This is a genomic window from Tardiphaga sp. 862_B3_N4_1 (assembly GCF_051811085.1).
GTDB lineage: Bacteria > Pseudomonadota > Alphaproteobacteria > Rhizobiales > Xanthobacteraceae > Tardiphaga > Tardiphaga robiniae.
Genome location: NZ_JBPWQB010000001.1, coordinates 2,311,515 through 2,331,767 on the forward strand (window position 1 = coordinate 2,311,515; position 20,253 = coordinate 2,331,767).

At 58.0% G+C, this 20,253-nt stretch carries 28 protein-coding genes and 1 tRNA gene; 17 read left to right on the forward strand and 12 right to left on the reverse strand.

Annotated elements, in window-relative coordinates; all coding sequences use genetic code 11:
• Window positions 1-69 precede the first annotated feature (69 nt).
• Window positions 70-255, forward strand: coding sequence for a hypothetical protein (locus AB8B02_RS10845; protein WP_184516802.1), 186 nt, complete (start codon window positions 70-72; stop codon window positions 253-255).
• Between the two features lie 133 nt (window positions 256-388).
• Here the strand turns inward: AB8B02_RS10845 and AB8B02_RS10850 are convergent, their stop codons facing one another.
• Window positions 389-718, reverse strand: a complete 330-nt coding sequence (locus AB8B02_RS10850) for a hypothetical protein (RefSeq protein WP_184516805.1) — start codon at window positions 716-718, stop codon at window positions 389-391.
• 468 nt (window positions 719-1,186) lie between these two features.
• On the opposite strand from AB8B02_RS10850, the gene AB8B02_RS10855 reads away from it, so the two are divergent.
• Together AB8B02_RS10855 and AB8B02_RS10860 are read left to right on the forward strand one after the other, a co-directional pair.
• Complete coding sequence (locus AB8B02_RS10855) at window positions 1,187-1,432, forward strand: hypothetical protein (protein WP_081422011.1); 246 nt, start codon at window positions 1,187-1,189, stop codon at window positions 1,430-1,432.
• A gap of 96 nt (window positions 1,433-1,528) precedes the next feature.
• Window positions 1,529-1,894: a PRC-barrel domain-containing protein gene (locus tag AB8B02_RS10860; RefSeq protein ID WP_175368961.1), complete on the forward strand. Its 366-nt coding sequence runs from the start codon at window positions 1,529-1,531 to the stop codon at window positions 1,892-1,894.
• Window positions 1,895-1,974: 80 nt separating this feature from the next.
• Here AB8B02_RS10860 and AB8B02_RS10865 read toward each other — a convergent pair whose 3' ends face one another.
• On the reverse strand, window positions 1,975-2,148 hold the full coding sequence (locus AB8B02_RS10865; protein ID WP_081422012.1) for a DUF3606 domain-containing protein: 174 nt from the start codon (window positions 2,146-2,148) through the stop codon (window positions 1,975-1,977).
• Window positions 2,149-2,403: 255 nt separating this feature from the next.
• Here AB8B02_RS10865 and AB8B02_RS10870 point away from each other — a divergent pair, with 255 nt between their 5' ends.
• On the forward strand, window positions 2,404-2,571 hold the full coding sequence (locus AB8B02_RS10870; RefSeq protein ID WP_170849665.1) for a hypothetical protein: 168 nt from the start codon (window positions 2,404-2,406) through the stop codon (window positions 2,569-2,571).
• Window positions 2,572-3,121: 550 nt separating this feature from the next.
• On the opposite strand, the gene AB8B02_RS10875 is transcribed toward AB8B02_RS10870, so the two are convergent.
• Entirely contained in the window at window positions 3,122-3,307 is a 186-nt protein-coding gene (locus AB8B02_RS10875) for a hypothetical protein (RefSeq protein WP_116662218.1), read from the reverse strand.
• 203 nt (window positions 3,308-3,510) lie between these two features.
• Complete coding sequence (locus AB8B02_RS10880; protein WP_256461297.1) at window positions 3,511-3,636, reverse strand: hypothetical protein; 126 nt, start codon at window positions 3,634-3,636, stop codon at window positions 3,511-3,513.
• Window positions 3,637-3,797: 161 nt separating this feature from the next.
• Between AB8B02_RS10880 and AB8B02_RS10885 the strand changes: the two genes are divergently transcribed.
• From AB8B02_RS10885 to AB8B02_RS10900, 4 genes are all read left to right on the forward strand, one after another.
• Window positions 3,798-4,322 carry a PAS domain-containing protein gene (locus AB8B02_RS10885; RefSeq protein ID WP_175368960.1) on the forward strand — a complete coding sequence of 175 codons (525 nt, stop codon included), beginning with the start codon at window positions 3,798-3,800 and terminating at the stop codon, window positions 4,320-4,322.
• A gap of 163 nt (window positions 4,323-4,485) precedes the next feature.
• Window positions 4,486-4,653 (forward strand): hypothetical protein, encoded by a 168-nt coding sequence (locus AB8B02_RS10890; protein ID WP_244628521.1) that lies wholly within the window; start codon window positions 4,486-4,488, stop codon window positions 4,651-4,653.
• A gap of 138 nt (window positions 4,654-4,791) precedes the next feature.
• Window positions 4,792-5,241, forward strand: a complete 450-nt coding sequence (locus tag AB8B02_RS10895) for a VOC family protein (protein ID WP_089264233.1) — start codon at window positions 4,792-4,794, stop codon at window positions 5,239-5,241.
• A 330-nt stretch (window positions 5,242-5,571) separates the two neighbouring features.
• Window positions 5,572-6,219 carry a glutathione S-transferase family protein gene (locus AB8B02_RS10900; protein WP_338117612.1) on the forward strand — a complete coding sequence of 216 codons (648 nt, stop codon included), beginning with the start codon at window positions 5,572-5,574 and terminating at the stop codon, window positions 6,217-6,219.
• Window positions 6,220-6,240: 21 nt separating this feature from the next.
• Here AB8B02_RS10900 and AB8B02_RS10905 read toward each other — a convergent pair whose 3' ends face one another.
• The gene (locus tag AB8B02_RS10905) at window positions 6,241-6,393 is read right to left on the reverse strand and encodes a hypothetical protein (protein ID WP_439063923.1); all 153 of its coding nucleotides are present in this window, start codon (window positions 6,391-6,393) and stop codon (window positions 6,241-6,243) included.
• 12 nt (window positions 6,394-6,405) lie between these two features.
• Window positions 6,406-6,660 carry a PilZ domain-containing protein gene (locus AB8B02_RS10910; RefSeq protein ID WP_175368958.1) on the reverse strand — a complete coding sequence of 85 codons (255 nt, stop codon included), beginning with the start codon at window positions 6,658-6,660 and terminating at the stop codon, window positions 6,406-6,408.
• 330 nt (window positions 6,661-6,990) lie between these two features.
• On the opposite strand from AB8B02_RS10910, the gene AB8B02_RS10915 reads away from it, so the two are divergent.
• The 4 genes from AB8B02_RS10915 (at window position 6,991) to AB8B02_RS10930 (ending at window position 9,611) form a co-directional block, all read left to right on the forward strand.
• Window positions 6,991-7,065, forward strand: a tRNA-Glu gene (locus tag AB8B02_RS10915).
• Between the two features lie 784 nt (window positions 7,066-7,849).
• A complete protein-coding gene (locus tag AB8B02_RS10920) occupies window positions 7,850-8,173 on the forward strand; it encodes a hypothetical protein (RefSeq protein ID WP_439061180.1) in 324 nt (107 codons plus the stop codon).
• 284 nt (window positions 8,174-8,457) lie between these two features.
• The gene (locus AB8B02_RS10925; protein WP_439058430.1) at window positions 8,458-9,162 is read left to right on the forward strand and encodes a hypothetical protein; all 705 of its coding nucleotides are present in this window, start codon (window positions 8,458-8,460) and stop codon (window positions 9,160-9,162) included.
• Window positions 9,159-9,611 (forward strand): DnaA N-terminal domain-containing protein, encoded by a 453-nt coding sequence (locus tag AB8B02_RS10930; RefSeq protein ID WP_439058431.1) that lies wholly within the window; start codon window positions 9,159-9,161, stop codon window positions 9,609-9,611. Before AB8B02_RS10925 ends, AB8B02_RS10930 begins: the two co-directional genes overlap by 4 nt.
• Before the next feature lie 310 nt (window positions 9,612-9,921).
• On the opposite strand, the gene AB8B02_RS10935 is transcribed toward AB8B02_RS10930, so the two are convergent.
• Entirely contained in the window at window positions 9,922-10,101 is a 180-nt protein-coding gene (locus tag AB8B02_RS10935) for an RlpA-like double-psi beta-barrel domain-containing protein (protein ID WP_439058432.1), read from the reverse strand.
• Here AB8B02_RS10935 and AB8B02_RS10940 point away from each other — a divergent pair.
• Window positions 10,060-10,659, forward strand: a complete 600-nt coding sequence (locus AB8B02_RS10940) for a hypothetical protein (protein ID WP_439064670.1) — start codon at window positions 10,060-10,062, stop codon at window positions 10,657-10,659. The genes AB8B02_RS10935 and AB8B02_RS10940 overlap by 42 nt on opposite strands.
• A gap of 213 nt (window positions 10,660-10,872) precedes the next feature.
• Entirely contained in the window at window positions 10,873-11,283 is a 411-nt protein-coding gene (locus AB8B02_RS10945; RefSeq protein ID WP_439058434.1) for a response regulator, read from the forward strand.
• 9 nt (window positions 11,284-11,292) lie between these two features.
• On the opposite strand, the gene AB8B02_RS10950 is transcribed toward AB8B02_RS10945, so the two are convergent.
• Both AB8B02_RS10950 and AB8B02_RS10955 read right to left on the reverse strand, forming a co-directional pair.
• Window positions 11,293-13,215: an HWE histidine kinase domain-containing protein gene (locus AB8B02_RS10950; RefSeq protein ID WP_439058435.1), complete on the reverse strand. Its 1,923-nt coding sequence runs from the start codon at window positions 13,213-13,215 to the stop codon at window positions 11,293-11,295.
• 376 nt (window positions 13,216-13,591) lie between these two features.
• The gene (locus AB8B02_RS10955) at window positions 13,592-14,923 is read right to left on the reverse strand and encodes a TAXI family TRAP transporter solute-binding subunit (RefSeq protein ID WP_439058436.1); all 1,332 of its coding nucleotides are present in this window, start codon (window positions 14,921-14,923) and stop codon (window positions 13,592-13,594) included.
• A gap of 215 nt (window positions 14,924-15,138) precedes the next feature.
• On the opposite strand from AB8B02_RS10955, the gene AB8B02_RS10960 reads away from it, so the two are divergent.
• Window positions 15,139-15,450 (forward strand): HdeA/HdeB family chaperone, encoded by a 312-nt coding sequence (locus AB8B02_RS10960; RefSeq protein WP_439058437.1) that lies wholly within the window; start codon window positions 15,139-15,141, stop codon window positions 15,448-15,450.
• 145 nt (window positions 15,451-15,595) lie between these two features.
• Here AB8B02_RS10960 and AB8B02_RS10965 read toward each other — a convergent pair whose 3' ends face one another.
• From AB8B02_RS10965 to AB8B02_RS10975, 3 genes are all read right to left on the reverse strand, one after another.
• Entirely contained in the window at window positions 15,596-15,859 is a 264-nt protein-coding gene (locus AB8B02_RS10965; RefSeq protein ID WP_439058438.1) for a hypothetical protein, read from the reverse strand.
• 73 nt (window positions 15,860-15,932) lie between these two features.
• The gene (locus AB8B02_RS10970) at window positions 15,933-16,616 is read right to left on the reverse strand and encodes a hypothetical protein (protein WP_439058439.1); all 684 of its coding nucleotides are present in this window, start codon (window positions 16,614-16,616) and stop codon (window positions 15,933-15,935) included.
• Window positions 16,617-16,664: 48 nt separating this feature from the next.
• The gene (locus tag AB8B02_RS10975) at window positions 16,665-16,838 is read right to left on the reverse strand and encodes a hypothetical protein (RefSeq protein ID WP_170849664.1); all 174 of its coding nucleotides are present in this window, start codon (window positions 16,836-16,838) and stop codon (window positions 16,665-16,667) included.
• A 295-nt stretch (window positions 16,839-17,133) separates the two neighbouring features.
• On the opposite strand from AB8B02_RS10975, the gene pflB reads away from it, so the two are divergent.
• Together pflB and pflA are read left to right on the forward strand one after the other, a co-directional pair.
• Complete coding sequence (gene pflB / locus AB8B02_RS10980) at window positions 17,134-19,404, forward strand: formate C-acetyltransferase (RefSeq protein ID WP_439058440.1); 2,271 nt, start codon at window positions 17,134-17,136, stop codon at window positions 19,402-19,404.
• Window positions 19,405-19,416: 12 nt separating this feature from the next.
• Entirely contained in the window at window positions 19,417-20,244 is an 828-nt protein-coding gene (pflA, locus tag AB8B02_RS10985) for a pyruvate formate-lyase-activating protein (protein WP_439063924.1), read from the forward strand.
• Window positions 20,245-20,253: the final 9 nt, after the last annotated feature.

Consider the following 20,253-nt stretch of genomic DNA (forward strand, 5'->3'; position numbering starts at 1 on the left):
TTGCAAAGATCGGATTGATGCCGCATTCGGCATTGATGCTCTCTTGAGGAGCGAAACGAAGAGAAGAGAATGAACGAAGAAAGAATTTCAGCGGCACGCGCCGACATGGAACGCCGGGTGGCAGAATTTCGCGAGAAGCAGGCGAAGTTCCAGCGCGAACGTGAAGACTATTACGAGACCACGATCGAAAAGGTACGGGCCACCGACTGGAACGAGTTCGTGACGCCCCGTCAGGACCGCCGCGTGCGGCACTAGCTACGATCTGCTCGCAGCAGCGACCAATAAAAAGCCCGCCATTATCTGGCTGGCTTTTTATTGGTCGGGAGTCACAGCGAGTGCAACGCACAGGGCCCGAAGCAATGCTCCGGGCCCTGATATTGTTCAGCCCCTACCAATAGCCGTAGCTACGATAGTAGCGCGGCCCACCATAGGCATAGGGGCCGGGACCATAGTAACCGCCATAATAGGCCGGACGGTAATAGCGCGGTCGGTAATAGCCGTAGCCGGGACCGTAGCCATAATAGCGTGGGCCATATCCGTATCCGTACGGTCCGTACGCACCATAGGCCCCCGCGGCCAGCGCACCTGCGGCAATACCAAAGCCGATTGCGGGACCCGGTCCCCAACCTCTACCCCATCCGCGCGCTTCAGCCGGCGCCGTCATGGCGGTCGTGCCGATGGCTGCGACAGTGGCCAGGATCAATGCTGCTTTTTTCATGTGATACCCCTTTCTGTTCACCACTGGCCAAATAACGCCAAGCTTTTTTGTTGGTTTCAGGGCCTGTAAGATTTCACCGCTCGGGTTCCAGACCGGAGGTGCGTCATGATGCCCATTCGCTATCGCCGTGCGCAGCTCGCACGCCAGCTTCAGGCCTTTCACGCGGCGCACCCCGAATTCATCCGAGAGCGGCTTCGCGCTTTCGACGAACACAACGGACGCGACAAGATGATTCCCGTGACGCATCGCAAAATGAAACCGTCACCCTATACGCGTCGCTTGGCTGCGCTCCCCCGCGACAAGGCGCCGATTAGCTCGGGGTGAAGCCTTAACGCGCCCCATATCGCCTTCACGTTTCATTCACCATGAGGGGCCGGTTATCGGAACGGCTCGCAAAGCCGACGCTTTCCTCTCCATGAATGTACGCGGTGTCGCACGGACACACGTGCGAGCAGTGGAGTAATGGCGATGATTGAACAGATCGCAAAGATCGACAAGGCGCTCGATGAATTGCTCGTCGGCCTTGGCCAGATGGTGCTGCGCCTATCGAGTCCGCATGTCACGCGTACGCGCGAGGAACGCGAGGCTCTTGTCCGCTCAGTCAATCAGTTCTCAACCTGCGCAGCCCGCTCCAGCGATCCGCGGGTCCTCAAGCTTGCTGACGACTTGCAAAATACGCTGAAGCCGCGCCTGCGTCTCGTGGCCAGTCGCTGACGACGCTGGGCGTCCCAAAACATTTGCAGGGCAACGACGTAGGAACGTTTCTCCCTTTTACCTGTTGGCCAGACACAACCAAAAGGGAGGCTCTACATGCCCATCGAAGCAAGTGAACAAGGTAACCTGATTGGCAGCGACAAGGTCGAAGGCACCGCAGTGTTCGGCGCTGACGACCAGAAGATCGGTTCAATCGAGCGCGTGATGATCGACAAGAAGAGTGGCCGGGTGTCCTACGCTGTGCTCAGCTTTGGCGGCTTTCTCGGCATCGGCGACGATCACTATCCCCTGCCCTGGCAGTCGCTGAAATATGATACCGCACTGGGCGGTTATCGCACTGGCGTAACGCAGCAGCAGCTGGAGAACGCTCCCAAATACGGCAACGACAATAGTTGGAACTGGGCTGACACATCGCAGGCCCGCGCGGTGAACGATTACTACGGCGTTCCCATGGGCATCTGACGCCCGGGAGATACCACACAGCAGAACGGCACCTGATCGGGTGCCGTTCTTGTTTGTTCACCCAGTTCGATGCATCGGCTCTAGTGCGCCAGTTCCTTGCGCACTGCCGCAGCCGCATTGCCAACTTTCTCCACCGCCGCCTGCAGCTGCTCGCGGGAAACGCCGAGCTGATGGGTCCAGTATTTCACCTCATGCGCCTCGTGCATGTTGATCTTGCTGCGATCCGGCTGACCCTTGTTCTTCCGGTCGTCCATCGTCGTCGGCCTCTTCAATTAACTGGTTGATATAAATGGCGAGCTGCTCGCCGGCGTCATTGAAATCTTCGTCCACGCAAGGTGTCCCATATGCCGTTTGGTGAGTGCAAAACATGCACGACTGTGACTTGTTCCGGGCGCCGCTCACCTGCCACACAAGTAATTGTTCAAATGCCGGAGATTCCGCCAACCCGGCTTTAACTGCACTTCCAGAGCTCGGAGAACCCAATCGCACCCGCGGCATTATGGGAGATGATGTCCACAGCCCTTGTCGTTCAAACCGTCGAACTGAGGCCGAACCCGCCGCCTTACGGTCGGCTGTCATTGCGCACGGGAGCATGGGACCAGTTGCAGGCGAAACGGGCTTATGACGACCATCACGAGCCGCCGGAGGCGCCGGTTGAGCTCGACAAGAAGGTCTGAGGTAGCCAGCAGTCCGCGGCGATCCACGCTCTAGTGCGAAACACCCCCACCAATGCCGACGCTCCCGCCGACCCTGATGCAGGTCGACGTCCCCTCAACCTGCAGGAATCCGGCACCGTATTGCGCACAGATATTTGGTTTTCGCAGTGCCGGCTTCATGCTCTGCTTCGTTGCCACTGGCTTCTTTGACGCCGCAGCGAAGGCCTGCAGCGGTATGACAGCGATCAGCAGTCCAACAGCGACAATTCTCATAGTCTTCCCTCGCCGCTTGCATGCGGTCGCATAGCTCATTGGAACGAACGCCGCAGTGCGGTGTTTCCATGGCATGGGACCGAGAGAAGAAGATAATAGTGTATTCCTGCTCAGCGCGGTCGCGCTTGTCTGCGGAATGATCGCCTTCGTACCGTGGCTCCTCAAGCCGACACCCGCTGTTGCCAATAAAGGCGCCCAGCATGTCGCCTATGAGCGACCCGCATTGCCAGAGCCCGTACGCGTGATCGTACCCTTCACCCCAAACACCACGCCAAGCCAGCGTTGATGGTTTGCTTGGCTAGTTGGCAGCCACGGGCTGGCCGGCGGTGCGAGTGAGCTTGTCGGCTTTCAGCAGGACATGGTCCGTTGCCGGCTGCGGCCGGGCGAAGAAGCTCACCGCGACAAAGGCTGCGCAGAACAGAAATCCCACGAGCATCACCCGTCGATGCGTCGGCTTGTCGGCATTGTGAAACGAAGCGGACATGGTCACTCCCTCGATGGGAAATGAATAGCTCACTCTTATTTCCGCGCAATCATACTCTGGTTTTAACCTAACCGATGAAGGTTACTTGGCCGATCGGATTTTAACGAAGCCGTTGTGGACTGTTAACGGCGCTCCCGCGATCAAACTAAACTACAGGCCGCATCGTGAAGCGCTCCTGCCTGGTTCGTTACTTCCTCTGCCTGTTACTTCTTATCGACGTTGTCCTGCGAAATCGGCGGAGTGCAGGTCTCCTTCGCATACTTCTCAGCGAGTTCGAATATTTCGCGACGGCGCTCCGGCTCGTTAATGGTGAGGTAAGTCACAACCATTTTTAAGGCCTCCTCGTCCGAAGCCCTTCCAAACCGCCACACGAGTAACACTCCCAAGTTGTACAAAAAGGTTTCGGAACCTTTTCCCTGTACGTTGAATTGAATGCCCATCAATATACGCAATATTACGGTCAGTTGGCCAATAAGTTCCGGGAGCGGTGATGATTGTCGGTCGGCCCATCTCGGAGATCTGCAGGGAGCTCGCCATCTCGGCGCAGGCGGGCCATCACACAGTTCTCGCGCAGATCCTGCGGATGGCTTCGCTCGAAGCCGCCCAGAGCGGCGTGCGTCATCATGAAGGCGATTCCAGTATCCAGGATCGATTGGTCGGCACCTGGGACTGGGACATCGCCAATGACCGCGTCTATGCAGACAGCAAATTCGCCCGTCTGTTCGGCGTCAATGCGGATTTGGCCTCGCGGGGCACGCCGTTGCAAGACTGGCTGGATGCCATTCATCCGGACGACATCGATGATGTCGCCGCCGCTATCACTCGCTCACTGACGACCGGTCAGGTGTTCTCCCGTGAATATCGCGTCGTCTCTCACGGCGACACGCATTGGGTCTATGCGCGCGGCAAGTGCACGCTCGATTCGTCGGGCAAGGCGGTTCGGTTTCCTGGCGCCATCGTCGACATCACGCGGGAGAAGATCGATGATCATCATTTCAGCATCGTCCCGACCTAATCCCGCACGGTTCGAGATTACCCATTACGGCAGCGTTCCCGATAAAATGCTGCGGTCACGGCTTAATACATCGTCACCGGGAACGTAGCCTTGCGCTGCCGGTTATGCCCGCATGGCAAGGAAATTTTTTAGCGTCGTCGTCGTTCGCTCCGTCGAGGAATCCGTGGAGATCGTCGTGGAAGCCAAGAGCGCCGATGACGCCCATGTGGCGGCCATTCAGCATTTGCAAAAAAGCGGTGACGAATATGCGTGGGAGAAGCCGCGCAAGGATTTGACCGTCTGGCACAAGCGGGAAATCGATACGCCCGCCATCGTGGATGTCAGCGCCTGAGGGCAACGCTCTTCACAATTCAGATGGTGCGCCCTCTTTCTCAAGACGACATCTGCCATTTGTCTTGTTTAGCTGCTATGGCAAGCGCCGCTGCCCTAGTGGTTGCACGCTTGTGTCGATCCCATGGAGACAATCCCAATGCGCTACCTTCACACCATGCTGCGCGTCCGCAATCTGGATGCGGCCCTGAAATTCTATGCCGATGCGCTCGGGCTCAAGGAAGTCCGCCGGGTCGACAACGACAAGGCGAAATTCACTCTGGTGTTCTTGTGCGCCGCCGAAGACGAGGCGTTACTTGCCAAGACCAAGGGACGAGGCGCGCCGCTGGTCGAACTCACTTACAACTGGGACGAAGAGAAATATGGCGAGGATCGCTATTTCGGTCATCTCGCTTATGAGGTTGACGACATCTATGCGACCTGCGACCGGTTGATGAAGCTCGGCATCACCATCAATCGTCCGCCGCGCGATGGCCAGATGGCGTTCGTGCGATCGCCCGATCTGCATTCCATCGAGCTGCTGCAGAAAGGCGACGCACTGCCGCCGCAGGAGCCATGGTCGTCAATGCCCAACACCGGACATTGGTAACTCACAAAACGCATCGCTGCAGGTGCAGCGGTGGAACGCCATGAGCAGTGCCGCGTTGTTGATGCGATACTGATTTCATGGAGGCTGAGACAATGGGACGTGGAATTCTGCTCTGGCTGCTGGGTGTACCGATTCCGGTGATCATTCTGCTGTGGCTCTTCTTCGGTCGCTGACGCCTCCCAAGCTGAACCCATGAACAGGCCTCGCTCACGCGGGGCCTGTTTTGTTTGCGGGCTCGCTCCTTTGTGAGAGGTCAGCACGAGACCGGCCTTGCGATGGCGGCGCGTTGCTGGCTAAACCTGCGGCGCTTATTCGCCAGCGAGGTTCATCGTGCCACAGACTCCCACTCCATCCCTGCAGATCTGGGGCCGCGCCAATTCCGTCAATGTGCAAAAGGTTCTGTGGTGCTGCCATGAACTCGACGTCGCCTATGAGCGCATTGATGCCGGCATGCAGTTTGGCCGCAACAGCGAGGCCGACTATCTGGCGATGAATCCCAACGGCCGCGTCCCCACATTGGTGCAAGGCGATTTCGTGCTGTGGGAATCCAATTCCATCATGCGCTATATCGCCCTGGCCTATGGCGCTACATCGACGCTCTACCCATCCACGCCAAAAGTGCGCGCCGGGATGGAGCGCTGGCTCGACTGGACACTGACGACGCTGCAGCCGGCCGAGCGCCCGTTGTTTTGGGGACTGGTGCGGACGCCCGTCGCCGACCGCGACATGGCCGCGCTGCAGAAGGCCGCGGATGCCAATGCGGCGCTGTGGGAGATGGTCGACCGGCAACTTTCCCGTCAAACCTGGATGGAAGGCGACGATTTCAGCCTCGCCGATATCGCCATCGGTTGCTATGCGCGGCGATGGTTCGGCGTCGAGGGCGTCATCCGCCCTGCACTTCCGCATCTGCAACGCTGGTATCAGGCGATCTCGGTACGGCCGGGCTTCCAGACCTATGTCGCGCCGCCGCTCTCCTGAGCGCAGGCGTTCGCTTGAACGTTAGTTCAGCGAGCGTTCGAGCAGCAGGATGCCCATGATCACCACCAGCGTGATCGCGGTCACGATAAGGCGCGTGGACCAGTTCATACCACGGCCGATCCACCACAGCAGCGCGCAGCCCATCAATACGGGAATGACGATATCGGGGCGCACGATGGTGCAGCCCTATGCGATGAAGCGAACGCCCAGCGTCTTACCGCGGCGCCAGACCACTTCACACGTACGCCCGGTGCGTGCGTCGCGCGAGAAGGCCAGCTTCATCTTGTTGGGGACCGACGTGGGATCGTCAACGACGACTTTCGCGCCGGAGGCCGAGAGATCCAGCACATTGCATTGCCGGGCCGCGAATCCACCGTCCAGCGTGATCCATGCGGCCTGGTGTACGGATCGGCGTGTGTCGCGTTTTTTCGTCACTGCCATCGCATCACTCCACGCCCCCGGGAGAGAGCCTTAAGCCTGCATGCTTTAAGAACCGTTGAGAGGTGCAGAAGAGTTCGAAATGTCCTGTGCACAAGGTCCGTGCGCCGCGCATGGGGATCATCCACCTGATCCCCTCACCGCCCACTTGCCGACCCGAACAAACGTCACTATACGTTCGGCCGCTGGCACCAAACTGATTTGCTTTCGGTCGGTGCCGCCCGCGATAGATCAGCCCTAAAGCTTTGATGTTGCGGCGATTTTAGAAATAGCCGTGCAGAACCGCGGTATCCTTGGCCTGATTTCGGGCCGCTGGATCGGCCGGGGTTTTTTGCTCCCTTCGTCTATCGGTTAGGACGCCACCCTTTCACGGTGGAGAGAGCGGTTCGATTCCGCTAGGGAGCGCCAAAGCTCTTGTTCCTAAGAAATTCACCAACAAAATCAAGCGCGCAGCCGACGCCCGTTTGCCATGTTGGACGTTTTGTTGGACGTTTTCAGCGAACTTTGTTCTCGCCTTGTTCACGTGGGTCTATTATGGTCGAGTGACGGCCGGGTCGCAGCTCGCCGCCCTCGATTTCCTAAATTACCTGTTCCGTTGCGGAACGGGTAAAAGCCGATCTTGTCGTAATGCAGGGTGGCGATGGCCGCGCAGTTCCTGCACCCCCGATCAGTTCTTCGCGTTATTCGAAGTACGACAACGGCCTGTCATAATTGCCCTTCTCTAAGGTCCGAGGGAACGGCTGACCGGGATGATCCGTGCGCCTCTTCTCGTTGCTGCTTCTTCGAAAGCGAGTCTCGCAGATGGTGGATTGGAGCAAACCGATTCTCTGCAAAATCGGTGAAGTACCCCAAGCAGTATCGCAAAAACCCCGGCGATCGTGCCGGGCCTTTTGCTTTCCCGCAGAGGTGACAGGCCGCATTGGTTTTGCAGCTTAGAACAGAGCACACTACTGAACCGCCGCCCTGCCCGGATTCACGCAATAAAACTCCTCCCGGAACAGTTTCTGCCGATATCGCTCGCTATCGCTCCAAGAAATGTTCCTCAACTGAACAATTCTTTTCTCCGGCCAGGATTAGCGCTGCAAAAATTCATTCATTAGCGAGCATCTCGGGCGGCCCTTTCGATGCGCATGACGGCAATCTGCCAATGAACCTTTAGGTATTACGGCGCTCGACAAAAAGCACCGAATCAGTGTTTTCATCCGACCTCGGACGCCTGCAACCGGTCATCGTCACCGAGGAGCAGATCTATCCGGTCTTACATCCCACGGATGTCGGAACGGATCGTGAGGAGCCATACGGCTTCGGCGCACTCATCGGCCTCGCGGAGGCCATGAGACGCGCGAAGCGCGCCGTGAATTCTCCTGCAGAATGCAACTTCATTGTGAAGCGTGCTGGTCCCGCATGTCGTTCAGCTGCTGCTATCAACAGCGTTGACACGAAGGACGGACTCAGTATTTTCATCCACGCATTCTCGCGCGAGACGCCTTTTCCAACTGGAAGAGAGTCAGGTTGAGCTGGAAGACGTGCCGACCGGTACGAAGGACAGGTCAACGTGGATCAGATAAAGATCCAGGCGCAACGCCAAGGCTCCATGAGCTTGGCGAAACAAAATGCATTTCGCTCAAGCCCGGCTCATCGCCGGGCTTTCGCGTTTCTAGAGCATGGTGTGTGGGCTCTGTTCCACGCTTCTCGGTCATTCCTGCGTGGACGTCGCGGCCCCTTATTACGAGCGCCGCCTCTGGATGCGTCACGCAACGGCCGGAAATCCCAAAAACTGCTCAATCGGAACGAGCGTCGATGACTATAATCAGAAGAAAGCACAGTTCCCGCTACGCGTCGTTTCCAAATTCGATCTGGGAAGACGGCAGGATCGGCGTCGATGAAAAAGGCGTCCTGGGATATCTGCTGTCACGACCTCCGAATTGGAGTGTGCATCTGTCGCAGGTCGGACGGGTCATGGGTGTTGGCAAGGATCGCATGCAGCGAATCTTTCGCACCCTGATTGCTGCCGGTTACGTTACCCGCGAAACGATCCGCAATGAAAATGGTGCGTTCGTCGCCCTCGAATATGTGATCCGTGACGAGCCCGCCCCCGTGACGGACGTCGATGATGTCGCAGGCGATGTTGTAACAGACGCTGTGGCATTTCTACCGCAGCCTGAATACCCGGCTCCGGCTGACCCGGCGCCGGCTAGCGCGGCTGCATATAAAGAAATGAAGAAACCAAACACTGACTTTACTAAACCTTCTTCTTCTACCGAGAGCTCTACTGCCGCGCGCGCGCGACCCCCTTCCACGCCACCGCCTGTTCGATCCGAGGCGCTGCAATCGCAAATTGCTGGTCGGCTGGGTCGCGGGGACGTGGCCCTTGGCTGGGAATTGCTCGGCGAACTTGCTCCCGGCCGGCTAGACCAGCTCACCGCCCAGCAGCGATCCGGCAGCCTGACCGAAGAAAGCCTGGCAAGGGTTCGACTCGAACTGATGAGCCGGAGGGCAGCATGACAGGTGGCATTTCAATGGATCGCCTGTCTCGCTTGGCAGACACGCTTCGAAAGGTCGATGATGCTGATGCGAGGCTGTTGGCCAGGTTGATCGAGGCGTTTGTGCACGTCATCGACGACGCCCCGCGGACTTCCAAGACGGGGCAGTCCGTAGTCGCCGCACAAGCTGCTCGCCCCGACCCTTTCAGGCGGTGGGACACGGATCCGCTGCTGGCCGCCGTTGTGAGGCGTCTACGGAGGCGGCTTGGCGATGACAAATGCGGCGCCTGGATCGCGAAGCTGAGCTTCGTTGGCGAAACGGCGGATGTCGTCACGCTGGCTGCACCGACCAACTTCGTCGCTGACTACGTCAATGCTCAGTTCGGTCTGACGCTCCTCGAGGCGTGGCAAGCTGAGAAGCCAACCGTGATGCGGGTGAAGGTTCGTGCTGCCCCACCTGATCCGCAATGACCGACGTGCGCTGCCGAAGTATGCAATTGGCGGAACATGAGCGCTAGCGCATCAGCGAATTATACGGCTCGACGGCCCTTCGGATGTCGAACGCCACATCGCACCACGGGACAGGACCAGCCAGTATATTGCGCAGACGCGCCCCCCCGGCGTAGGGACCGTATGCCCTGTTTTTCGTGTTACACGGGGTCGCAGCCCCTAGCATTTTGTCAGTAGATCACCTCGCAAGCGGTACACGCGTGCACGCATTTACACGTGTGTTTCCACGTATGACTCTGGCCGAGCCTCCCCGTGACCTCCCGCAGGACGGTCACCTTGGCGATGCCGTCAGCCGATTTGCGCTGGCGGCGGCTCGAGACAGATAAATGCAGCGCCCCTTGATAAACTGCCCCCGGTCCGTGATCCGGGCTCGGGCCGATCGCCCGCTTCTCTTGTTCGTGACCGTGACGTGTCTCGGAAGCGCCTGGTGCGGTGCGCGGCCGCCACCCATGCAGGCGCATTCACGAACAATAGCTGGAACGTCGGGCTCCAGGCTGACATATACCGCCAGAACGGCGGCCTGATCCCGACGATTACGATACAGGAGACTTTAACGCGCTCCGTGCCCGACGCTTCGCTGGCGACGACATCTTTCAACAACGTCATCGAAGCGGATTACGCTCTGAACGATGACGAGACGTGTGGAATGCTGGCCGCCCTTCAATACACAAAGGTGGCAGCCGGTGCTGTCTTGGCCACCGTCAATGCAAATCTGATCGGCTACATCGGCGGCTACTACCGGTGGGACAACAATTGGAAGCTCACCGGTCGCGTCGGGGTTCAGTCTTTCGGAGGCGCACGGCTCCTCAATTTTAATCCAATTGGATCGTTCACTCAGCCACTACTTCGTATAGACCTAGACCAGTTAGATGACAGTGAAAACCATTTGTTCGGCGCCTCGTTACTGGTCTCCTGGGTGCCGAAGCCTTCTTATCAATTGACCTTCAGAACACCGTTATACATTGTGAGGAACTTGACACTGAATAGCGTTCCTTCCACGAGGCTCTGAACTCGGAAATCTGCTGGTGAACAGTTGAAACTGGCGGGGATTTGCCACTTTACGATTGCAGCGACAAGGTTGTGGGCCTCAGAAAGGGCTTCGTCGGCATAGGCTTTCCCGCTTCCGGAACAAGCACGGATTTGAGCGTTAGCGTTCCGATAATCGCTGGCGTGGCAGCAATGAAGACAGGTCACAACAGATACCATTGCGCAGGGATTCAACATGGCGCTGATCGGTCACCAACCCATTGCAAGCGGACCGTCGGAACTGAAAGGCACACATATCCTACTGGTTGAAGACTCTTGGCAACTCGGCAATGCTATGAAACGACTGCTTCGCTTATTGGGAGCGGATGTATCCGGTCCAGCTGCTACCATAGCCGACGCCGAGCGCCTGATTGCCGAAGATGCTCCCGATGTAGGCATCATCGATATCAATCTCCGAGACGGCGAGCGGTCTAACGACTTGATTGATCGCCTGCACGAACTTTGTATTCCCGTTCTCGTCGTCACAGGTTACTCGTCCGTCTCTCTACCTCCCGGCAAGGCCGAGGCCATTCTGACGAAACCCGTAAGAGCGGAAACACTTCTCGCGATGTTGCGCCCTATCCTTAACAGACAGAAGGAACGATGAGAGGTCCTTTCACGTGGCATCGGCTATGCCTGTTTTGAGTGGTATCTCGATTGTACAGGATATACCCTCAGACGAAAATGCAAGGTTGACCGTACCACCGAGCTCATGCGGGATGAGACTGCAAATGAGGCTTGTTCCGTATCCTTCCTGAGGCGGAGCCTCTACCGGTGGACCCCCTGTCTCGCGCCACACGATGTTCAAAACTTTCGCGGCGCCTCCATTGCTGCGGGAGCCCCAGCTTACGGACACCCTGCCTTCCGGGATCGACAGTGCGCCATATTTGGATGCATTCGTCACAAGCTCGTGCAACACCATCCCCAGCGCCTCAACTGCCACGGCGTTGAGCGCGATATCGGGTCCGCAAGTCGTCGTGTTTGCTTTCGTCGCATAGGGCGCCAACTGGAGGCGGACAATATCCGCGACGCGAACTCGCTCCCACTTATTCTGGCTTAACAACTCATGGGCAATTGCCATGCTTTGAATGCGCTGATCGAGGGATTGGACAAATTCGTCCATCGTACTGCTGCCCTGTCTCGTGCACATGGCGACCGCCCCGACCCGCGCAAGCACATTTTTGACGCGGTGATCAAGCTCTGCCACCAGCAACCGTTGATGCTCCTCAGCTCGCTTGCGTTCCGTTATATCGCGGGTCAGGCCCCTGATGCATATGCATTCCCCGGCTTGGTCGAACTCGGCCGTTGCCGTTTCTTCAAGCCACATTTCCCGACCGTCGGGGTGCATCACTCGAAAGGTGATTGCATACGAAGTTTTGTCCGGCCGGACATTTTTCACCTGCGACTTGAAGCGAGCGCGGTCATCAGGGTGAACCAGCGCAAAAAAGCGAATTGTTGTTAACGGAACTAGTGTGTCGCAGCCAAGTACGTTCGCAGCATTTTCACTATGTCGCGACAAGCCGGTGCGAGCGTCCCATTCGAAGGCCATTACCGCACCGGCCTCCAACGCCTCTTCCAACCGGGCCGCAACCTCGCTAACCGCTGCCTCGTGCTCACGCCGCTCTGCGAACAGAGAGGCAAGAACCAGCGCGCAGAGCGACGTTGTCAGGATGGCGGCTTGCGCGCCCACGACGCGTTCGTCTATCGGCAGATAAGGGGTGCCGAAATACCCAATGTCAAAGGCTATAGTCCACACGATTGTCAGCGCAAAGATGAATGCTGCTGCCGCGGCGAACATCGGTTGGCAACGGGCCGTCAGCAGCAGCAATAGCGGGAACAGCAGCGCGATGGGAACCACATGCGTCCATGATCCGTGCGGCGGAAAGACAACAAGGGCGCCCAGCACAGTTATTGCCAAGAGCAGTAATGATCCTTCCACAGCCTCGTTTGCCGACGGCGGGTTGCGCACGGCCGCGCCAGTTCCGATCAGCAAAGGCGCAAAGGTTACGATGCCAAGCGCGGCTGACGCGAACCAGTGCTCCCAAATGGTCAAGATCGGTGCTGTCGAACCCTGGAATAATTTGAACCCCAAGATCCCGCCGATCCCCGAGATAGCGCTCGCGAAAACCGCTGCCGCGAGCAATTCGAGGACATGTCGCAACCGGTCGAGAGCGAAACCCGGACCAAATCTGTGCTCAATAAGGCCAGCGGCAAGCAATGCCTCACCGGCATTGCACAGAGCAAAGATGACAGAGCCTGCCAAGGTTCTGTCTCCCGACATATTGGCTGCAATCGTTGCCGCGGCCGTCCCGATCGCAACTGGCAATTTGGCACGGGGACCAAGCGCTATCAGGGCTCCGGTGGCAACACCGGAAGCCGGCCAGAACACGGCCACGCCATCAGGCTTTGTCAGCAGAGTAAGACCGAGCCGCGCCGCTAGAAAAAACGCGAAGCCAACCGCCACGGTCACGCCAATCGCGGTGACCCATTGCCGGGTCGGATCAACTGCCCCTAGCCGCCCCACGCCATTGCCAGTCAAGAGTGCCTCCGCCCTGGAATGATCCCTGCCCCAACATCAAAGCATGGGAGGCAATCCCCAGCTAGAGCGGCAGTTACAAATACGTTGCGACATTCGTTCTGGATCATTCTCGACCGGGCCGAGGGCAGTTACGGCGCTGCCCGAGACGTTCCCGAATTCTGAAACCGGAGCCACGAAATCCCACGGGGTCTGGCTGAGGTGATGCCAGCAACACCCCGCATTGTCCTGTTCTTGAAACGATGGAAGTCGACTACCTTTCGCCCTACTAGCAATTTTGCCCGATTGCGTTCGGTCGACCGAAGCTACGAGCGGTACGCCGCACACGGCAGGCAACCTCGAGAGCGGCGTGCGCTCGGGCAACGCGCGAGGAATTGCATTAGGCCTGTTCTCCAGACGCGCCAGTTCGCTGCGCCCCAACCAACAGCTTGCGATCATGGATCAGGTTTTCCAGCCGATGGGCTGCCACGTTTAGCGCAACAACATCGCGGGCCTCCTCATCGCTCGACGCGCGCTTTAATTGTTGCGTCTGAAGCACTCCGTCGATCTCACGCTCGATTTCGTCGAGTTCAGCCTCGTCGCTGCTGCCACGGATACGCCGTCCGAGTGCATAGAGTACATCCAGCGCCTCCTCTTGGGTCAGCGGCGGCTTCGCCCACAGGAACTTCCAGGATGCAGCGAACACTGACGCAAGCGCGCCCACGATCATCGGCACCAAAAAGATTATGTTGCCCCATTTGTCCAGAAAACTCACCTGCGTGCCGTTGTAGAATTCCGCCGCCCCCGGGTGCGCCGGCAGATAGGCGGACGCGTCTGTATCGGCCGCCGAGACCTGAGCCAAGATCGGCAATTCGGCCAATAAGTCGCGCCGCGCTTTCATCACGGATTCCGTGAGGTCCGCCACGAGGTCGCTGCTCAACGTCTTTTGGGCAACCAGATAGAATGAGGTCCGCAGCGTAGTGACGTCCTCCGCCGGATTGGGCGGAGAGCCTCGCAACGTACCTTTTGGGATGTCGAAGGACTCATACGCCCGCTCCTTTTGGGCAATAGCCGGAGCCGATTCGATCGGAATCAGTGTTGGGCCGGATTTCCCGGCCTGCGGAAACAGACCGCGCAGAAGCGACAGATACTTTTCCGCAAGTGGCATCACGATCAGTATCGCGCGCACTTCCTTGGAGTCGATCATGCGTCGCGTGTCAGCCAGCCCAATATTCTTGAAGACGACCCCAGATCGCGTGAGGTCATACTCGTCGATCAAGACTTTTACGAGCCGCTGATTGATATCGCCGCCGACTACGCCGACGTTGGCGCGCTTCAGGCTTGCAATATCAGTAATAGGAGAGCCCGGTGGAGCGACCAGCAGAGCCACCGTATGCGTCACAACGGCGACCGCTTGCGCCTGCGAGAGGTCGCCAACGTCACCCCTGACCACGGCAAGATCCACCGTGCCGGAAGAAAATGCATCGGCCGCTTCGGCAGCGCCCGCTGCCTCAACGATGTTGAGCCGCACCGGCGCCTTCTGCTGCGCCAGCCTGCTAGCCAATGCAGCGACCAACCTGCTCGCCTCGCCATCCAGTGACCCCGCCGCGATGGAGAGGGTTGTAGGCCGGGCATGCCAGTGCCAGGCAAATAGTCCGGCGCTCGTCATCAGAACGACAGCGCCTGCGACCAAAGTGACCCGCAGCCAGATGGGTAGCTTGATCGCGTCCATGCTGCGTGCCTCGCACAAAAACTCCTCCACTGCGGCTTTGGGACCGTAAAAAGAGGAGCTGTCAGCCTACTGCCAGGAAATGACCGACACTAATGGACCCCTGACCCGGCCGCTCATTGATTCAGATCAAGTCCGGGTAGCCGCAACCAGCGGAATCTGCCCGCCGAGGCATAGCGCGGCCGCTTGGTTGCGTATGAAACGATGCAGAGGGCAGCATGCATAAATTACTGGTTGCGACCACGGTCATATCATCATTGGTTGCGCCGGCCGCTGCAGAGGACAAGATGGTCGTCGACATGAGCAAGTCGAGCTGCAGTGAATTGACTAAGCTCGGCTTCCAGGATTTCTCCGGCGCCATGTGGCTGAGCGGCTACTACAACGCGAGCGTTCGCAATAACACCATCGACCTCTATCAATTCGCGCAAGCCACTAAGGTGGTGAAAGACTATTGTTCGATAAACCCACGCGCAACGGTGGTGTCCGGCGTTGAACGGGCGCTCGGCATCAAGATGCCACGACCGCGGTAGAGAGTATCGCTGCTAACACCAAAGTACGGACAAGAAGTGAGCATCGAGTGACCGCTTTAGGCACGTCGTGATTTCGTGGAGCTCATCTATTCATCGCCGGTACTGGCTGTCGAGTAAGACGATAGCGATATCGTGGCGGCACGATCTATTTCGGAAGGCATTCCACATTAAACGCAATGATGATCTGCGCAGGGTCGGCCTTACCGACACTCTTCAGGTCTTCAAGCCCGCTTTTCAACTTGGCTCCCGCCTCCTTTAAGCTGCCTTCAAGCATCAGCTTGGCCTTCTCGCATCGTTGCTCGTTGGAGAACTCCTGAAACACGACAGTTGGAAGAAGTCTCCATTCCGATCTGTCGCTTGTCACCGCAGGGCTAACTGAGTAGGAAAAGACGTACATCAGTATCCACATCGACATGCTCCATCTATGATGCGATAGCGATGACGGCCTTGCGTCTGTGCTACCATCAATAAACCAATACGCCTTAATTTTGCGGCGGCAGCGCCTCCGAACTAGGAACGGGCCGCCTGTCGTACAGGACGGACGCGCTGACGACCAAGACCCACAGTGGGAAAACGAGCAAGCTTCCATCAAAGTAATTACTTCCAAGCAAAAGAACAGCTGCGATGAAATATCCGCCGACCGCGAGCCAACGCGGCGTCAAACGGGTATAGATAGCAATAGTCGATGTCGTGATCATGAAGACGGCCGCCGTCTTCGCCAAATAGATGTTGACCATCCCGTAGGCCAGGCCGCGCCCGAAGTGAAACGTCGCAGAGTGAATGAGCAACTCGGGTGCCGCGTGGAAGGCAATGATGATCGCACCAACAACCGCGGCCGCGGCGAAGAGCATAGCCAACATCAAAAATCCGCTTCCTAAGAAGACCGTAGCAAAAAAGCGATCTTCCCGTGCCCCAAGTCGATCGCGAAGAACTCCCACGAACCATAGAAAAGCTATCCCGGCGAATGGCACTAGGTTCATGGCAAGCGTGACATAAGCAGTGTCCCCCGCAAGCCAAGCTCCCCGTTCGAAAGGATCGGAGGGGACTGAGAGCCGCATGAGCCCAAACACCGCAAACAACAGGACCGAGAATATGATCCCGGCAAACGCCGCGGCCTTTGGCGTTCTCAGATAGGCGTCCGTTAAAGGCGGCTCGCTCGGAATCACAGCGAAGCTCCCGAGAAGGAAGAGATCAAGGTCTTTGTCTCGCAGGCACTAGTCGCGCTTGGGCGGCTGCTGACCTAGCCGCAGACGCTGCGCTCTCATTCGTTTTATTTCTTCATTCAGGGCATCGCTCTTTTCGTCGCGTACTGCGCTATCCGATTTTGCATCGTTCTCACGCAGTTTACTCAACGCTTTCTCTACGGAGAGTTTGGGTGTTTCAGCCATTCGGAACCCTCTTTCAATTCACACAATGCCAAGAGCCGTTTCTCCCCTACAAGTTCGCAGCACATATCAGGCGGTCCCGCCGCATCGCTGCAAGACCAGCGCCCTTAAACTGAGTGACCGCTCGGGCGGGTAAGACCACGGAGAGGTAAGAACTCTGTGGACACAACTGCGCTTGGGTCAGCGTTGGCTTGATCTAGATCAAGCATCAGTAGCCCGGCTGGACCAACATCCGAAACACTTGCTCGCGCAAAATCACCCCATCGGCACAGCGACCGAGGAAGCACCGGAGGAAACCATGAAAGCAAGTGTTGCTCTCAGGAAGGAAGCTGACACCAAAGATTGCTGGAAGGGGTTCCGGCCAGGAGACTGGCAGACTTCGATCAATGTGCGCGATTTTATTGTCCGGAACGTTACGCCTTATACCGGTAGCGAGAATTTCCTGGCAGCTCCATCGCAGCGCACAAAGGCGGTATGGGCGAAACTGCAGCCTTACTTTTCGGATGAGAGAAAGAAGGGCGTGCTTGCGGTAGATGCGGCCTCTCCTTCCACTATGCTGGCACACAAAGCTGGCTATATCGATCGCGACAACGAAGTCATTGTCGGCCTGCAGACGGATCAGCCCTTCAAGCGAGCGATCTTCCCCTTCGGCGGCCTGAGGATGGTTGAGAACGGTTTGCAAGCTGCCGGCTTCGAACCTGACGCGCGCGTGCACGAAGCATTCACGAAGTATCGTAAGTCGCACAATGATGGCGTGTTCGACGCCTATACGCCCGAGATCATGAACTGTCGGAGATCCGGGATCGTTACCGGTCTGCCCGACTCTTACGGGCGCGGCCGGATTATCGGTGATTATCGCCGTTTGGCTCTTTACGGGATCGACCGTCTCCTTGAGGTCAAGCAGGCAGAACGCGCCCAGATCGACGACATGTGGCCAACCGACGAAATCATTCGGATGCGCGAAGAACTCTCGGAGCAGATGCGTGCGCTCGGCGATCTGGCTGCAATGGCGAAGCTCTACGGGAGCGACGTATCCAAGCCAGCAGCGAATGCACATGAAGCATTCCAGTGGACGTATTTCGCCTATCTTGGCGCGATCAAGGAGGCAAACGGCGCTGCGATGTCGATCGGCCGTATATCGAGCTTCCTCGATATCTTCATCGAGCGCGACCTGAAGGCCGGCATTCTGGACGAAACCGGGGCCCAGGAGCTTTGGGACCAGCTTGTCCAGAAACTCCGTATCGTCCGCTTCCTCCGTACCCCTGACTATGATGCGTTGTTCAGCGGCGACCCCTACTGGGCGACCGAATGCGTTGGCGGCATGGATTTGGACGGGCGGGCTCTGGTGACCCGAAGCAGCTACCGGATGCTGCACACGCTCTACAATCTCGGTCCGGCGCCCGAGCCGAATATTACGGTGCTCTGGTCGACCAAGATGCCCGCCCCCTTCAAGCGATACTGCGTGAGAGTCAGCAAGGACACCTCCTCACTTCAGTACGAGAATGACGATTTGATGCGACCTTTCTGGGGCGACGATTACGGCATTGCCTGCTGTGTTTCGGCAATGCGCCTCGGAAAGCAGATGCAGTTCTTTGGAGCGCGGGTCAATCTGGCGAAAGCACTGCTCTATGCCATCAACGGCGGCCGAGACGAAGTATCTGGCGAGCAGGTCGCGCCTCAGTCGCAGCCCGTTGCGGGCGACTTCCTCGACTACGACGATGTGATGGGCAAGTTCGATACGACGATGGAGTGGCTCGCCAAGATTTACGTCCACGCCATGAACTGCATCCACTATATGCACGACAAGTACTTCTATGAGCGTCTGGAGATGGCGCTTCACGACCGCGACATCCTGCGGACGATGGCGTTCGGCATAGCAGGCCTCTCGGTGGTTGCCGATAGTCTCAGCGCTATGAAGTACGGAAAAGTACGCGTCGTGCGAGACGCGACGGGACTTGTGGTTGACTACCAGAACGAGGGTAACAAGTCGACGCCGCAGTTCGGAAACAACGACGACCGGGTTGATCAGATCGCCTCTAGCCTCGTCACGCGTTTCATGGAGAAGATCCGTAAGCATCCGACCTACCGGAACGCGACACACACCCAGAGCGTGCTCACAATTACGTCCAACGTCGTCTACGGCAAGGCCACCGGAAATACCCCGGACGGACGGCGGAAAGGAGAGCCGTTCGGACCTGGTGCGAACCCAATGCATGGACGCGATAGCCACGGTTGGCTCGCGTCCTGCCTCTCGGTCGCAAAGCTACCCTACAAGGATGCGCAGGACGGCATCAGCTACACAGTTTCGGTCGCTCCCCAGAAGGCTCATCTGTCGGAAGACCAACTCGTGGATGAAGCGGTCAAGGCGTTCGACGTCTATTTCGATCGAGGCGGGTTTCATATGAACCTGAACGTCATCGACAAGGAGGTCCTCGAGGACGCGATGAAGAACCCGGACAAGTATCCGCAACTCACGATCCGGGTCTCGGGTTACGCTGTGAATTTTGTCCGACTGACGCCAGAGCAGCAACGCGACGTGATCAGCCGCACCTTCCACGGCCAGATCTGAGCGAGGTGCACCATGTCAACGGTGCAGACACTGGAGCCGGGAAGTCGTCATGACCTCCGGGTCGGGATTTCACCCGACGCGCCCGATGAGGACAAATTCAAGGATCAGGAAGGCACGTTCGGATACTGCCATTCCTATGAGACGTCCTCTCGCTACGACGGGCCCGGCTTGCGCACCGTGCTGTTCGTCTCGGGCTGCCTTCTGCGATGCACCTATTGTCACAATCCAGACACTTGGCACCTTAAGGACGGCACCTACGTCTCGGCCGCCCACGTGCTCCGCCGCCTTGCTGATTTCGCGCCCTCCCTTCGGGCACTTGGCGGCGGACTAACCATCTCAGGTGGCGAGCCGATGGTACAGCGCGCGTTTACCCAGCAAATATTTGCCGGTGCCAAGAAGATGGGCCTGCACACGGCTGTGCAGACCTCCGGCTTCCTCGGCGATCACGCGGACGATACCTATCTGTCCGAAATCGACCTCGTTCTTCTCGACATCAAGAGTTCGGATCCCGAAACACATCGTCGAACTACCGGCCGCGACATCGCGCCAACGCTTCGTTTTGCCGAGCGCTTGGCGTCGATGTCGAAGCCGGTCTGGGTTCGCTTCACCCTCGTTCCCGGCGAGAATGACGATCCGGCGAATGTCGATGGCATCGCGCGATTTGTCGCGCCGATGAAGAATGTCGAATGGGTGGAAGTGCAACCTTTCCACCAGATGGGCGCGTTCAAGTGGAAAGCGATGGGTCTCGAATACAAACTTGCTGACACGCTACCGCCCAGTCCGGATCTGGTGAACCGGGTGCTCGGACAGTTCCGTGCTGCGGGATGTCAAGCACGCTGATCAAACAAT